Below are 14,500 nucleotides of genomic sequence, written 5' to 3'. Positions count from 1 at the left end.
ATCATGGTCAATGCCGGTGCCGCGCATGGCCTGGCCCGGGCCCGGCCCGTTCTATTCATCTGTCACTGACGCTAGGTTCACCATGGCTCAATACGTCTTCACCATGCATCGGCTGGGCAAAGTTGTTCCGCCGAAGCGGGAAATCCTGAAAAACATCTCCCTGTCTTTTTTCCCTGGCGCCAAGATCGGCGTACTGGGCCTCAACGGTTCGGGTAAGTCCACGCTGCTGAAAATCATGGCCGGCGTCGATACCGAGTTCGAAGGTGAAGCCCGTCCGATGCCGGACCTGAATATCGGCTACCTGCCTCAGGAACCACAACTGGATCCAACCAAGACTGTGCGTGAAGTGGTCGAGGAAGCGGTGAGCGTGATCAAGGACGCCCAGGCACGCCTGGACGAAGTCTACGCCGCCTACGCCGAGCCGGATGCCGATTTCGACAAGCTGGCCGCCGAGCAGGCCAAGCTGGAAGCCATCCTGCAAGCCAGCGACGGTCATAACCTGGAGCGCCAGCTGGAAGTGGCCGCCGACGCCCTGCGCCTGCCAGCCTGGGACGCCAAGGTCGAGCACCTGTCCGGTGGTGAAAAGCGTCGTGTGGCCCTGTGCCGCCTGCTGCTGTCCGCCCCCGACATGCTGCTGCTCGACGAGCCAACCAACCACCTGGATGCCGATTCCGTGGCCTGGCTGGAACACTTCCTCCACGACTTCCCAGGCACCGTGGTCGCGATTACGCACGACCGTTACTTCCTGGACAACGTCGCCGGTTGGATTCTCGAACTCGACCGCGGCGCCGGTATTCCTTACGAGGGCAACTATTCGGGTTGGCTGGAAGCCAAGTCTGCGCGTCTGGCCCAGGAATCCAAACAGCAGTCGGCCCATGAAAAGGCCATGAAGGAAGAGCTGGAGTGGGTGCGCAAAGGCGCCAAGGCCCGCCAGTCGAAATCCAAGGCTCGTCTGCAACGCTTCGAGGAAATGCAGTCCCAGGAATTCCAGAAGCGCAGCGAAACCAACGAGATCTATATCCCGGCCGGTCCGCGCCTGGGTGACAAGGTCATCGAGTTCAAGAACGTCACCAAGGGCTACGGCGACCGCGTGCTGATCGACAACCTGTCGTTCTCCATGCCCAAAGGCGCCATTGTCGGCGTGATCGGTGGTAACGGTGCCGGTAAATCGACCCTGTTCCGCATGCTCATGGGCAAGGAAACCCCGGATTCGGGCAGCATCGAGATCGGTGAAACCGTGCAGCTTGCCTGCGTGGATCAGAGCCGTGAGGACCTGGACGGCAGCAAGACCGTGTTCCAGCAGATTTCCGACGGTTCCGACCAGATCCGCATTGGTAACTACGAGATCCCGTCGCGTACCTACGTCGGTCGCTTCAACTTCAAGGGTGGCGACCAGCAGAAGTTCGTCAAGGACCTGTCCGGTGGTGAGCGTGGCCGTCTGCACCTGGCCCTGACCCTGAAAGAGGGCGGCAACGTCCTGCTGCTCGACGAACCGTCCAACGACCTCGACGTCGAAACCTTGCGTTCCCTGGAAGAGGCCCTGCTGGACTTCCCGGGCGCCGCCATCGTGATTTCCCACGATCGGTGGTTCCTGGACCGGGTGGCCACTCACATCCTGGCGTACGAAGACGATTCGCAAGCGGTGTTCTTCGAAGGCAACTACACCGAGTACGAAGCCGATCGCAAGAAGCGCCTGGGCGAAGCCGCAGCGCAACCGCACCGTGTGCGGCACAAGAAGCTGGCCTGATCGGCTCGCTGCTTGAAACAAACGGAGCCTTCGGGCTCCGTTTTTTTTGTTCGCCGGTAAGCCGGCGCCTACAAAAATACTGCCGTTGCGGTAGGCGTCGTCTGACCGGCGAAGGGTTTTCTGCGACTCCCCAAAAACGTGCAGGCCATGCAATTTGTGCCACCAAATCCGTGCACAAAATCCCTGAAAATCGTCGTCATTTATATCTAATGCACCATTTAAATTCATATCTGCGACATTTTGCGCTGTCGCGGTGCGAGTTGAATTGATAAAGTCCCGGGCAAATCTCCCCTTAACGACAATAAATTTGCCGAGACTTCCCATGATCGAATCCGTCGAAGATTTCCTCGCCCGCCTGAAAAAGCGCGATCCGGACCAACCTGAGTTTCATCAGGCGGTGGAAGAGGTCCTGCGCAGCCTTTGGCCATTTCTCGAGGCCAATCCGCACTATCTGAGCTCCGGTATTCTCGAGCGAATCTGCGAACCGGAACGCACTGTGGTGTTTCGCGTGTCCTGGGTCGACGATCAGGGCAAGGTTCGGGTCAATCGCGGTTTCCGCATCCAGATGAACAGCGCCATCGGTCCCTACAAGGGCGGCTTGCGCTTCCATCCGTCGGTCAATATGGGCGTGCTGAAATTCCTCGCCTTCGAGCAGACCTTCAAGAACTCCCTGACGTCCCTGCCCATGGGCGGCGGCAAGGGTGGCTCCGACTTCAATCCCAAAGGCAAGAGCGATGCTGAAGTGATGCGCTTCTGCCAAGCCTTCATGACCGAGCTGTACCGGCATATCGGTGCCGATGTGGACGTGCCTGCGGGCGATATCGGCGTCGGAGCCCGGGAAATTGGCTTCCTGTTCGGTCAGTACAAGCGCTTGAGCAACCAGTTCACCTCGGTATTCACTGGCAAGGGCATCAGCTACGGCGGCAGCCTGATCCGTCCGGAAGCCACGGGGTTCGGTTGTGTGTACTTCGCCGAAGAAATGCTCAAGCGTCGTGGTGCCCGGGTTGAAGGTCAGCGAGTGGCGATTTCCGGTTCCGGTAACGTGGCGCAATACGCGGCCCGCAAGGTCATGGACTTGGGCGGCAAGGTGATCTCCCTGTCGGACTCCGAAGGCACCCTGTACTGCGAGTCCGGCCTGAGCGAAGAACAATGGCTGGCGGTGCTGGAACTGAAGAACGTCAAGCGTGGACGCATCAGCGAACTGGCGACTCAATTCGGCCTGGAGTTCCGCGCCGGGAAAACCCCATGGGACTTGCCCTGCAATATCGCCCTGCCATGCGCCACACAGAACGAACTGGATGCCGAGGCTGCGCGTACCCTGCTGCGCAACGGCTGCATCTGCGTCGCCGAAGGCGCCAACATGCCGACCACTCTGGAGGCTGTGGATATCTTTATCGAGGCCGACATCCTGTTCGCCCCGGGCAAGGCATCCAATGCCGGCGGAGTGGCTGTGAGCGGGCTGGAGATGTCGCAGAACGCCATGCGCCTGCTCTGGACTGCCGGTGAAGTGGACAGCAAGCTGCACGCCATCATGCAGTCGATCCACCATGCCTGCGTGCACTACGGCGAAGAGAACGGCCGGATCAACTACGTCAAAGGGGCGAACATCGCCGGCTTCGTCAAGGTTGCCGATGCCATGCTGGCCCAGGGCGTGGTCTGAGCCGTCTCAGGCCAGTTCGATTCGGATGATTTCGATCAACTGATCCCCAGCCGGCCGTTGCCACAGGACTTCGTCACCGGGTTGTGCCCCCATCAGGGCACGGCCCAGGGGCGAGGCCCAATTGATCAGGCCTCTGGCGGCATCGGCCTGATCCTCACCGACCAACTGCACGCTCTGTTGCTGATCCTGTTCATCGGCGAAGGTCACGCGGCTGCCGATCTGCACCTTGTCGCAGGTGCTCGCATTGACCACCTGGGCGCTGTGCAGGCGTGACGAGAAATAGCGCAGGTCCCGTTCCAGTTCCGCCACCTGCTGTTGGTCTGCGGCGTCCCCCAAGTCGGTTTGTGCCGAGTGCTGGCTGTGCAGTTCTGCCACCTTGGCCTGCAACTCGGCAAAACCCAGGGGCGTGACGTAGTTGGGCAGGGTGCTGATCTGACGTTCCACGGGTTGCTCGACCTGGGCTGCGGCCAGATCTTCATTGACGAAAGCGCGGCTCATGGTTGTTCTCCTTAAAGGGAGGGATGGACCATGGTTGCAGGCTTTTGACCCGGGCGGTTAGCTAAAAACGACTTACTGCGAGCGATAAGTCCGAGCCGCGTCACGGTCCTTCTCCTGCTGCCAGGCACGTTCCCGTTCGTCCCAGTGACGTTCCCGGTACTCATTGCGCTCCTGGTTCTCCAGCATGCCCAACCATAACGCCACATCGAGTCACTCCCAGGCTTCACCTGAGTGAAGTCTAGAAGGGCGATTGTCGGCGATGCGTGAAAACCTTGTCGCTGGCAACTTGAGGCTTGCAGTTGTTCTTAATAGTGGTACCACTTGAGTTCGAGCATGACTTCGTTGACCGGGCTAGCCAATTGGCTGAACTCGCGCTGCGCGCTCAGGCGCAGGCCCAGGTTGCGGGACAGCTCCCATTGCTGGTTGAGGCTCAGGCTGCGGCGGACTTCGCCGTTGGTGAAGTAGTCGCCCTTGGCTTCGAGGCTGAAGTTGCCCAGTGGGTTCTTCCACAGCAGCCCGGAGTTGAAGCCTGCCGCCGGGGCGATGAACCCGGCGAAGTCGGCGTTGTGTTCTACCCGCACGGTACCCAGGACAAAACCCAGGGTGTCCTCGCCCAACTGCCAGGTACCGCCGGCGCCGCCGTTGACGTGGCTGACCAGGGTTTCATCGTCGTGCTTGCCAGGCACCCGCTCCAGGCCGCCAGTGACCTGCCAGGACCAGGGTTGCAGCAGCTCGTTGCGTGGAGTCAGGGAGCGGATGGTCGCCAGGTCCAGTTGTTGCAACTGCCAGCGGTTGCCTTCGTACTGGCGCAGTTTCATCTGCAGGATTTCGATCTGCGCCCCTAATGGGAAACCCTCGGCGTTGTCATTGAGGTCGTGGTAGGCCATGCGCAGGCCGTATTCGGCAAAGGCCTTGTCGTCCCGGGTTCCGAGCCCCAGTTGCCAGGTACGGGACTGGTGACCATCTTCCGGCAGGCCAGGGCGTTCGATCTGCAGTTCCGGCGCGGGGTTCTGGTTGATTGCCCGCAACAGTTCGAAGCTGCGCTGGGAACGCTCGGTATCGCGCTCCAGCCCGTTGGCCCGATAACGCTCAAGGCGGTAGGCGGCGTCGACGATCAAGGCCTGGCGAGCCCGCGGCAGGGCCTTGAACTCGGCGCCCTGCAGTTGTTTCTGATCGGCGCTGACCTTGAGCACCCATTGCTGTTCGTCGTGGCTCAGGGGCTGGGCGCGGCTGAGCAGCTCCCGCTCCCGGGACGGGCGATAGTCGATGCGCTCCACCAGCCCGGCGTCCTTGACCGCCTTCACCGTGTCGGTGGGAATGGCGGTCAAGGGGAATTGTCCGGTCAGGCGTAGGCTGGGCCTGGCGACTTGTAGCAACTCCAGCAGGCGGTAGGAGCAGTTCTCATCGAAGAAGAAGTAGTCGAACTTGATCTGCTTGAGCTCCCAGACGTGCTCCACCATGCGCTCGGTTTCAACTGGCGTCAGGTTCAGGCGGTACTCCCACAGGTCGCGGTTTTCCAGGCTGCGGTACTCCGAAAGCTTCTCCTGGTAGGGCACCAGGGCAAACAGTCCGGGGTAGCCGCCCATCAGGCCTTTCCACGCGTAGAGGATGCTGTTGTCCGAACCTTCGATATAGGCACCGAAGTTGATCGCGTAGCTCAGCAGGGCCGTGTTGTTGCTTTGTACGTCGGCCTGGTCGATGCGTAGCAAGGTATGGCCGAACATCGAGGAGGGGCTGTTGAGGTAGGCCGCAGGGAAAATCATCACGGTGCTGTGGGGCGAGACATCCTTGAACCATTGTTTGAATTCGCTGCACTCGACTTGGGGCAAGTCATTCAGCCCCAGTTGTGCCTTGAGCCAGCGGGTGCGGGACGGATAGACGCACTGCGCATGCCGGTCACCGGCGTCGGGGGCAGCGTAGAGGGCGTTCAGCGTCGCGCTCAGCTCGGCGTCAGGATGGTGGGCGCCATCGGTTGCGAGGAAGAACTTCGGATCACTGACATAACTGCGCCAGCCGCCCAGCTTGGCGGTTTCATAGTGTCCGATGGAAATCCAGAACGGGTCATTGGCCAGTTGCTGCAAACGTTGGGGATCGATGTGGGGCGCGGCATACAGCGGGGCGCAGACAAAGAGCGCCAGGTAGGCAAGGCGTTTGAGCATGGTGGGCAACTTAAGTCGGAAATACAAAGACCCAAGATGGGCAAGGTCAAGAAGACAAAACCCGCTCCCCGGGGGGAGCGGGCGGGTCGAGCTTAAGCTGGAGTGGCGTATTTCGCCAGGCGCGCATCGTTCTTCAACACGGCCAGGGTATTGGTGTGCACATCTTCCGCGGTCACGTCAGCCTTGCTGAAGATCTGTTGGAAGTGTTCGTGGGTGACCGCAGCAAAGTGCGCACGGTCTTCAGGGGCGACACCGAGTACCACGGCGTAGGTGGTCAAGGCTTCGCCTTGGCCCTTGGCCATGTCTTCGGAGAGCTCGTTCATCATGCCGTTCATGGCGAACCAGGATTTACCACCGTAAGTCAGTGATGCATTGGTGGAGCAGCCGTTGGTGCCGGAAGTCATGCCGAAGGTCGCGTTACCGGAGGTGCCGTTGGTGGTGGAAGCCAGGAAGTGCGCTGGAGTACCACGCTGACCTTCGAACAGCATGTTGCCCCAGCCGCAATCCGGACCGCCTGGCGCCTGAGCCATGGCGTTGAGGGATACAGCGGTGAAAAGAGTACCGAGAAGAATCCGTTTCATAGCGTTGTTCTCTTTGTGTGCATACCAATGGACAGGGAGACTGGCGCTGATTGGCGCCAGTGGGCCGGTTATCTATCCAGCCGCGCAGTTTGGAGTTTAGGCAGGTTCCATGGGTTCCGTAGATTTTTACAAAACAATGCCTGAAATAGCTGGTTTTACATGGGGCGGGTAGCTGTATCCGCCTTGTCTATGCTTTCCCCTGAGGCGCGCCTTGCCAGCCGGGCATACCCGGCGCCAGAATGCCGCCATCTGCCCCGCCTGATGTAAGGAAGCCCGATGCCTGATCCTGTTGCTGCCAGCCTGCGTCTTGCGCCTGAAGCGCTGACCCGTCCTTTCTCTGCTGAACAGTTCAGCTTCTCGACCACCAATGATTTGGAGCCCTTTCGCGGTGTGCTTGGCCAGGAACGTGCGGTCGAAGCCTTGCAGTTCGGCGTGGCCATGCCACGCCCCGGTTACAACGTGTTTGTCATGGGGGAACCCGGCACGGGGCGCTTTTCTTTCGTAAAGCGTTACCTGAAGGCTGAAGGCAAGCGCCTGCAGACCCCGTCTGACTGGGTCTATGTCAACAATTTTGACGAGCCCCGGGAGCCTCGGGCGCTGGAACTGCCGGCCGGTGCCGCGGGCAGTTTCATCAGCGACATCAACGGTTTGATCGATAACCTGCTGGCGACGTTCCCGGCGGTTTTCGAGCATCCGTCCTATCAGCAGAAGAAGAGCGCCATCGACCGCGCGTTCAACCAGCGTTACGACCGCGCCCTGGACGTGATCGAGCGCCTGGCCCTGGAAAAGGACGTGGCGCTGTACCGCGACAGCAGCAATATCGCCTTTACCCCGATGCTCGATGGCAAGGCCCTGGACGAAGCCGAGTTCGCCCAACTGCCGGAGGCTGATCGCGAGCGTTTCCATGAGGACATTTCCGCTCTGGAAGAGCGCCTTAATGAAGAGCTGGCGAGCTTGCCGCAGTGGAAGCGCGAGTCGAGCAACCAGTTGCGTCAGCTCAATGAAGAAACCATCACCCTGGCCCTGCAGCCGTTGTTGGCGCCACTGTCCGAGAAGTACGCGGAAAACGCTGCGGTCTGCGGTTACTTGCAAGCCATGCAGGTCTATCTGTTGAAGACCGTGGTCGAGCAACTGGTGGACGACAGCAAGACCGATGCGGTGGCACGCAAGCTGTTGGAAGAACAGTACTGCCCAAGCCTGGTGGTGGGCCACCCGGCCAGTGGCGGCGCGCCGGTGGTGTTCGAGCCGCATCCGACCTACGACAACCTGTTCGGCCGGATCGAGTACAGCACCGACCAGGGCGCGCTCTACACCACGTACCGGCAGTTGCGTCCCGGTGCACTGCATCGAGCCAATGGTGGTTTCCTGATTCTGGAAGCCGAGAAGATGCTCAGCGAACCCTTTGTCTGGGACGCCCTGAAGCGTGCCCTGCAATCGCGCAAGCTGAAGATGGAATCGCCTCTGGGCGAGATGGGGCGTCTGGCTACCGTGACCCTGACGCCGCAGATGATTCCGCTGCAGGTCAAGGTCATCATCATTGGTGCTCGCCAGTTGTATTACACGCTGCAGGACCTGGATCCGGACTTCCAGGAAATGTTCCGGGTACTGGTGGACTTCGACGAAGACATCCCGATGGTGGATGAAAGCCTGGAGCAGTTTGCCCAGTTGCTGAAAACCCGCACCTCGGAGGAGGGCATGGCCCCGCTGACCGCTGATGCGGTGGCGCGCCTGGCCACCTACAGCGCGCGTCTGGCGGAGCACCAGGGGCGTCTGTCGGCGCGGATCGGCGACCTGTTCCAATTGGTCAGCGAGGCCGACTTTATCCGCCACCTGGCTTCCGACGAAATGACTGACGCTGGACATATCGAAAGGGCGCTGAAGGCCAAGGCGACGCGTACCGGTCGGGTATCGGCACGGATTCTCGATGACATGCTCGCCGGCATCATTCTCATCGACACTGATGGTGCGGCCGTGGGCAAGTGCAACGGCCTGACGGTACTGGAGGTGGGGGATTCGGCGTTCGGCGTGCCAGCGCGGATTTCCGCCACGGTCTACCCCGGTGGCAGTGGCATCGTCGACATCGAGCGCGAGGTCAATCTTGGCCAGCCCATCCACTCCAAGGGGGTGATGATCCTGACCGGTTACCTGGGCAGTCGCTATGCCCAGGAGTTCCCCCTGGCGATTTCCGCGAGCATTGCCCTGGAGCAGTCCTACGGCTACGTGGATGGCGACAGTGCTTCGCTGGGGGAGGCCTGCACGTTGATTTCGGCGTTGTCGAAAACTCCACTCAAACAGTGTTTCGCCATCACCGGCTCGATCAACCAGTTCGGCGAGGTGCAGGCTGTGGGCGGAGTCAACGAGAAGATCGAAGGCTTCTTCCGCCTGTGCGAAGCCCGCGGCTTGACCGGAGAGCAAGGCGCGATCATTCCTCAGGCCAACGTGGCCACTTTGATGCTCGACGAGAAGGTGCTGCAGGCCGTACGTGCTGGACAGTTCCATGTGTATGCGGTGCGTCAGGCTGATGAAGCCCTGAGCCTGCTGGTGGGCGAGCCGGCTGGTGAACCGGATGCCGAAGGTCAGTTCCCCGAAGGCAGCGTCAACGCGCGGGTGGTGGAGCGCCTGCGGGTCATTGCCGAGATGATCAGCGAAGAAGACCTGAAAGAAGCGGAAAAGGAACTGGCGCAAGAGGCGCTGACAGAGGCCAAGCCGGCGTGACAGTGGCCGCTGGCGAGGGCTTTGTCCCTCGCCAGCGGCGTCAGTGGGCTGACGCCAATTTCTCAAAATAGACCATTCGGCGCCTGTTGGATCGGTCAACTTTGTTTATCAGGCTTTTCTTCTATTCTCAGGGCAAGGAGAACGACAGTCGTCGCTGGATCGAAACAGTCCTCTACTGAAGGCTGAACAGTGGTTCTACCGAGGGTCGCCGCCATGTCGCGCAACCTTTGCCTCACCCGCCAATGTCTTGGCTTGGTCACCCGTATCGAATGCAGCGTCCGCCCACTGGCGGGGGACAACGGTATGTGGACCCTTCTCTTCGCCGCCGGAATGGCGGGTGAACAACCCTCAGCGATCAAGTCCCAAGGCCCGTTCTGTGGGCCTGTAGTGGCGGAGTCCATCCTTGATTCGATTGTTGAAAGCCTGACCACCCATGGCTATCAGCTGGCCGATGATCCACAGATCTGGTGCCTGCATCTGCAGGCCCAGTTACGTCAGATCAATGGTGAGCGGGGACGTCATGCCGGTGATTTCCAGTTCCATCCCGAACACTGACCCCTAGGGGGCCGGGGGCGCCGACTCGGCTTTGTCGAGCTTGACCTCAAAGCCGTATTGCACAGTGTCGAGTGTGCTGCGGGTGTAGCTTTCCAACTGGCTGGGCTCGCCGTAGAAGTAGTGCACATCGAATAACGCCGTACCGTCGGCCGAGGCACTGTGGCTGCTTGCAAGAATCTCCTTCAGGTATTGGCCGCTGGCGTCCTTGGCAAAGAAGCGCCAGGCGTCTGCAGGAAAGAGTTTCTGGTCGACGATCAAGGCGTTGCCCCTGAGTTCTAGGCCTTTGGGCAGCTGTTGAGCGTTGATGCTGCTCTTCTCGATGGTGGCCAGGAACAGAGGAATGGAGCCTACGGCGTAGGCGGGGGTTTCCGGGAAAAGGTTGAGGTCGTAGGTGATGACGCCCCGCAACGGGTCGATGTCGAAGGCCTCGTCCGGCAGTTCGATCGGTTCACCCCGTTGGCCCTTCTCGTTCTGGGTGAAGAAAGTCAGCGGGGTATCGTTGGTGCTGAACTCTGAGCCCAGCAACTCATCATTGAAGGTCCGCGGGTGGCTGAACTCGATGCGCGCTGCGCTGGCATCTTCCACCGACTGGCTGATAGTCACGGATTTTTTCAGTGACTCTTCGTCCAGCTGTGCGCCCTTGAGGTAGTGGGGGGCTTGATCGTCATAGACCACCACCGGCATTGGCAGCGGTTGGATGTTCCTGTCGGTGGTATTGCTGTCGAAACGATGTACCGGCAGGTCCAGGTCCTTGCGCGTGACGCTGGCCTGGGAGAAATCCAGTACTGCGACTTCCAGCCGATCCACCAGGCCATTGAAATACACCTTGGCGTAATGATTGGTGTGTTGCTGGTCGAAGGCCTTTTGCTCGTCCTCCAGTTGTTTCTCGAATGCCTCGCTCCACGCCTTCTGCTTTTGCATCTCGGCCAATTGCTGTTGGTAGAAGGCGATCTGTTGGGCACTTTCGTTGATCGAGCCTGCGCGGGACAGAATCTGCCCCTTGCTGTCACGGGCCTGGGCCAGCAAGGGATTGAGGGAGGCATCATTGGCTTCTTCGGGCAGGGGGGCGCTATTGCTCAGCTCGATCTCGGCAACGTTCCTGTCCAGCGTCAACAGAGTCAGGCGGATATTGCCGTCCTGACGCGGTTTACCGATGTCGGCCTTGGTCAGTTCAAAAGCGAGCACCCGACCTGGGGCTATCACCTCCAGCTTGCCTTGTAGGGAAACCGGCTGCGGCTGATTCTTGTTGTCCACCTCCAGGCCCTCGATAAAGGGGTAGGTGATGGTCAAGTCATCCGGATTGGTCAGGTTGGAGCTGGAGGGGCTGAGCTGGATGCCCGGATCGGTCTCCGACCATTCGGCTTGGAAGGGAATGACTTTTTTGTTGCTGAGGGTGACCGACTGCCATTCCAACCCGTGGGGAAACGGGAACTGTGTGGGCATGTTGAAGCTGAAGGGGAAGACGGGCTGCAGATCGGTCAGGTAGTCGGAATTGGAGGATTTGCGCAGTACGAACAGGCCGTTGACGTAGGTGTCCACCAAGGCTTGGGCAGTGGGATAGTGCTTGAGCAGGGCCAGGCTGTCGTCGCCGTATTCGGTTTCCAGCGGCTTGCTGTCAAGTTTGAGCTGTGCTCGTTCCAGCAGCAGGAGGGAGCCACCAAGATTGGCAATGGCGTCCTTGAGCTTCGGATCCTGGATGGCGTCCAGCGACTGTTCAAACTGTACGGTTTTCTCTTCGAGGCTCGCCTGTTTCTTTTCGTCGCTGGGGGAACAGCCGCTGATCAGCAGCGCCAGACCAAGGCCGACACTGGCCAAAGGCAATCGCACATCCATTTCCAGTCTTCCTGTCCAATGTCGGTGAGCGTGAGCAATGGCTTCGACACTAGCAGAAAATACGCCCGGAAAAACCCGTGGATCAGGTGATTGTCTGTGGTTTATGGGGGGTTCGGGCGCTGATATACTCGCCGCCGTTTTTACACCGGGTGCGAGATTCAATGGAACGTTTTATCGAGAATGCAATGTATGCCTCACGCTGGCTGCTGGCGCCGATCTACTTCGGTTTGTCTCTGGGCTTGCTGGCACTGGCATTGAAGTTCTTCCAGGAAGTCTTCCACGTCATTCCCAATGTGTTTTCCATGGCCGAGTCCGACCTGATCCTGGTGCTGTTGTCGTTGATCGACATGGCGCTGGTAGGTGGCCTGCTGGTGATGGTGATGATCTCCGGTTATGAGAACTTCGTGTCGCAACTGGACATCGACGAAGACAAGGAGAAGCTCAGCTGGTTGGGCAAGATGGATTCTTCGTCGTTGAAGATGAAAGTGGCCGCGTCCATCGTGGCGATTTCGTCGATCCACCTGCTGCGAGTGTTCATGGATGCCAAGAACATCCCTACCGAGTACCTGTTGTGGTACGTGGTGATTCACATGACGTTCGTGATTTCGGCGTTTGCCATGGGTTACCTGGACAAGCTGACCAAGCACTGACAGGTTTCGCTGCGTGAATGAATGCCGCCCGGCCGTTGCGAAACGGACGGGCGGCGTTGTTTGTGGCTTGTGCTTTTCCTGGCTGGGGCATATGCCTGTAGCTGTCAGGGCTGTAAAAGCACGAGGTGCTCTCATGAATCTGCAAGAAATGAATGCCTACGCCATTGCCGGAAAAGTCGACGAATTGAACCTGATCTCCCTGGAGGGCGGAATCTATCTGCTTGAGGCGCGCATGCACGGGGCGGCTTATCCACTGAGCGATGCCCAGGGCCAGATGTTTCATCTGCGCTCCGTGGAGCATGCTCGTGAGGTCCTGCAGTCCTTTCCCAAGTTGCCGTTCAATCTGATTCACACGTCAGTGCATGACGAGATGTGCGGCTTGTCCGCGGGTGTCGAGGAAAGCTTGAAAGTGCCCATCACTTTGCACTCGGGTGGCTGAGGCCTGCACGGCGATGATCCGTGCCGGGCTTCTGTGCTAGTCTGCTCGCCCTTTTGATTCCGGGCGCTCCGGGAGGCGCTGTGTTCCTGCGGCCTTTCCGAGCCGTCCGCACAGCGGAGCAGTGTCATGTCCGAAGTAAATCTGTCCACCGACGAAACCCGCGTCAGCTACGGCATTGGCCGTCAGTTGGGCGACCAACTGCGCGACAACCCTCCACCGGGCGTTAGCCTGGACGCGATCCTGGCGGGTCTGACCGACGCTTTCGCCGGTAAGCCAAGCCGTGTGGGTCAGGAAGAAATGTCCGCGAGCTTCAAGGTCATCCGCGAAATCATGCAAGCTGAAGCCGCTGCTAAAGCCGAAGCTGCTGCGGGTGCCGGTCTGGCTTTCCTGGCGGAAAACGCCAAGCGTGAAGGCATCACCACTCTGGCTTCCGGTCTGCAATTCGAAGTGCTGACCCAGGGTGACGGCGCCAAGCCATCCCGTGAAGACAGCGTGCGTACTCACTACCACGGCACCTTGATCGACGGCACTGTGTTCGACAGCTCCTACGAGCGTGGCCAACCTGCTGAGTTCCCGGTAGGCGGCGTGATCGCCGGCTGGACCGAAGCGCTGCAATTGATGAACGCCGGTAGCAAATGGCGTCTGTACGTGCCGAGCGAGCTGGCTTACGGCGCACAAGGCGTGGGCAGCATCCCGCCGCACAGCGTTCTGGTGTTCGACGTCGAGCTGCTGGACGTTCTGTAACCCGGTAGGGGTCAGATGGCTGGCGATGACGGCCGCGCACGCGCGGTCGGTTCATCCTCGGCCAACTTGCCCCTTTCGCGGTTTTGGTTTCATAGACGAATTTTTGCGCCCAGGCTGTGGCCATCGGCGCCGGTTGGCCGCAAGGCTCTGGCGTAGCAGAACAAAAACAGGTTGCGCACCAATTCCTTGAGAACCAGCGGTTCGCTGGAGCTCAAGCCGATCAGGTCCAGATCTCCCTGGTCCTGCAGCTCGCTCAGGGCTTCCTCTTCCAGCACAGCACAGACTTCCCCGGTTTCCCGATGCAGGATGCGCAGGTAGGGGTGTGGGCGGTCCAGCCAGGCATCAATCAAATAAGTCATGAGTGTCATCTCCTTGAATGGGGGTTCAATGAGAATAATTCTTATTCAATGAATAGCAAGTACCTATTGGCGGTTTCTGCTTTTTTCTGTGTGGAAATTGTTTTCGATCAAATCGGCTGGCTTTTCGCTAGCAGGTGTGTGGATCAAGCATGGCGGGGGGATAGGCGGGATACCCTCTCGCGGCAGGCGCGAGAGGGTGCAGGCGTCAGACCTTGCGGACGAACTCGGATTTGAGCTTCATCGGGCCGATGCCGTCGATCTTGCAGTCGATGTCGTGGTCGCCATCGCACAGGCGGATGTTCTTGACCTTGGTGCCGACCTTGACCACCAGGGAGGTGCCCTTGACCTTGAGGTCCTTGATCACGGTGATGGTGTCGCCGTCTTGCAGCACGTTGCCCACCGAATCTTTCTTCACGGCTTCATCGGATGCGGCTTCGGCTTCGCCGCTGGCGGACCACTCGTGGGCGCACTCGGGGCAGATCAGCTGGGTGCCGTCCTCGTAGGTGTATTCGGAATTGCATTTTGGGCAGGGTGGCAAAGTGCTCACTTAAGCTCCTCAA

Annotated in this window: 14 protein-coding genes; 7 read left to right on the top strand and 7 right to left on the bottom strand. The window is 59.7% G+C overall.

The window, feature by feature from the left end:
* Nucleotides 1–82: 82 nt before the first annotated feature.
* Both ettA and gdhA read left to right on the top strand, forming a co-directional pair.
* Nucleotides 83–1,747: an energy-dependent translational throttle protein EttA gene (gene ettA, locus PQT43_RS19685; RefSeq protein ID WP_092309880.1), complete on the top strand. Its 1,665-nt coding sequence runs from the start codon at nt 83–85 to the stop codon at nt 1,745–1,747.
* Between the two features lie 322 nt (nt 1,748–2,069).
* Nucleotides 2,070–3,407 (top strand): NADP-specific glutamate dehydrogenase, encoded by a 1,338-nt coding sequence (gdhA, locus tag PQT43_RS19680; RefSeq protein ID WP_102882267.1) that lies wholly within the window; start codon nt 2,070–2,072, stop codon nt 3,405–3,407.
* A 6-nt stretch (nt 3,408–3,413) separates the two neighbouring features.
* On the opposite strand, the gene PQT43_RS19675 is transcribed toward gdhA, so the two are convergent.
* The 4 genes from PQT43_RS19675 to PQT43_RS19660 all read right to left on the bottom strand — a co-directional run bounded on the left by PQT43_RS19675 (nt 3,414) and on the right by PQT43_RS19660 (nt 6,645).
* Nucleotides 3,414–3,905, bottom strand: a complete 492-nt coding sequence (locus PQT43_RS19675) for a GreA/GreB family elongation factor (protein ID WP_102882266.1) — start codon at nt 3,903–3,905, stop codon at nt 3,414–3,416.
* Nucleotides 3,906–3,977: 72 nt separating this feature from the next.
* Entirely contained in the window at nt 3,978–4,109 is a 132-nt protein-coding gene (locus tag PQT43_RS19670; protein WP_262925055.1) for a hypothetical protein, read from the bottom strand.
* 101 nt (nt 4,110–4,210) lie between these two features.
* Nucleotides 4,211–6,064 carry an Lnb N-terminal periplasmic domain-containing protein gene (locus PQT43_RS19665; protein ID WP_102882264.1) on the bottom strand — a complete coding sequence of 618 codons (1,854 nt, stop codon included), beginning with the start codon at nt 6,062–6,064 and terminating at the stop codon, nt 4,211–4,213.
* A 92-nt stretch (nt 6,065–6,156) separates the two neighbouring features.
* A complete protein-coding gene (locus PQT43_RS19660) occupies nt 6,157–6,645 on the bottom strand; it encodes a DUF3015 domain-containing protein (RefSeq protein ID WP_011063564.1) in 489 nt (162 codons plus the stop codon).
* 276 nt (nt 6,646–6,921) lie between these two features.
* Here PQT43_RS19660 and PQT43_RS19655 point away from each other — a divergent pair, with 276 nt between their 5' ends.
* On the top strand, nt 6,922–9,360 hold the full coding sequence (locus tag PQT43_RS19655) for a Lon protease family protein (protein ID WP_102865439.1): 2,439 nt from the start codon (nt 6,922–6,924) through the stop codon (nt 9,358–9,360).
* A gap of 213 nt (nt 9,361–9,573) precedes the next feature.
* Nucleotides 9,574–9,915: a PA4575 family protein gene (locus tag PQT43_RS19650; protein WP_102865440.1), complete on the top strand. Its 342-nt coding sequence runs from the start codon at nt 9,574–9,576 to the stop codon at nt 9,913–9,915.
* Between the two features lie 3 nt (nt 9,916–9,918).
* Here PQT43_RS19650 and PQT43_RS19645 read toward each other — a convergent pair whose 3' ends face one another.
* A complete protein-coding gene (locus PQT43_RS19645) occupies nt 9,919–11,748 on the bottom strand; it encodes a hypothetical protein (RefSeq protein WP_102882263.1) in 1,830 nt (609 codons plus the stop codon).
* Between the two features lie 161 nt (nt 11,749–11,909).
* On the opposite strand from PQT43_RS19645, the gene PQT43_RS19640 reads away from it, so the two are divergent.
* The 3 genes from PQT43_RS19640 to PQT43_RS19630 all read left to right on the top strand — a co-directional run bounded on the left by PQT43_RS19640 (nt 11,910) and on the right by PQT43_RS19630 (nt 13,581).
* Nucleotides 11,910–12,398 carry a TIGR00645 family protein gene (locus PQT43_RS19640; protein ID WP_102882262.1) on the top strand — a complete coding sequence of 163 codons (489 nt, stop codon included), beginning with the start codon at nt 11,910–11,912 and terminating at the stop codon, nt 12,396–12,398.
* 133 nt (nt 12,399–12,531) lie between these two features.
* On the top strand, nt 12,532–12,837 hold the full coding sequence (locus PQT43_RS19635) for a DUF6482 family protein (RefSeq protein ID WP_102882261.1): 306 nt from the start codon (nt 12,532–12,534) through the stop codon (nt 12,835–12,837).
* Nucleotides 12,838–12,963: 126 nt separating this feature from the next.
* On the top strand, nt 12,964–13,581 hold the full coding sequence (locus PQT43_RS19630; protein WP_044465159.1) for an FKBP-type peptidyl-prolyl cis-trans isomerase: 618 nt from the start codon (nt 12,964–12,966) through the stop codon (nt 13,579–13,581).
* Between the two features lie 89 nt (nt 13,582–13,670).
* Here the strand turns inward: PQT43_RS19630 and PQT43_RS19625 are convergent, their stop codons facing one another.
* Both PQT43_RS19625 and PQT43_RS19620 read right to left on the bottom strand, forming a co-directional pair.
* Nucleotides 13,671–13,940, bottom strand: coding sequence for a PA4570 family protein (locus tag PQT43_RS19625; protein ID WP_102865444.1), 270 nt, complete (start codon nt 13,938–13,940; stop codon nt 13,671–13,673).
* Nucleotides 13,941–14,145: 205 nt separating this feature from the next.
* Nucleotides 14,146–14,487 (bottom strand): zinc ribbon domain-containing protein YjdM, encoded by a 342-nt coding sequence (locus tag PQT43_RS19620; RefSeq protein ID WP_016967028.1) that lies wholly within the window; start codon nt 14,485–14,487, stop codon nt 14,146–14,148.
* Nucleotides 14,488–14,500 lie beyond the last annotated feature (13 nt).

This window comes from Pseudomonas sp. BLCC-B112 (assembly GCF_028550695.1).
Classification (GTDB): domain Bacteria; phylum Pseudomonadota; class Gammaproteobacteria; order Pseudomonadales; family Pseudomonadaceae; genus Aquipseudomonas; species Aquipseudomonas danubii.
The sequence above is the reverse complement of the archived record's forward strand: the minus strand, read 5'-3'. Positions and strand labels throughout refer to the sequence as shown.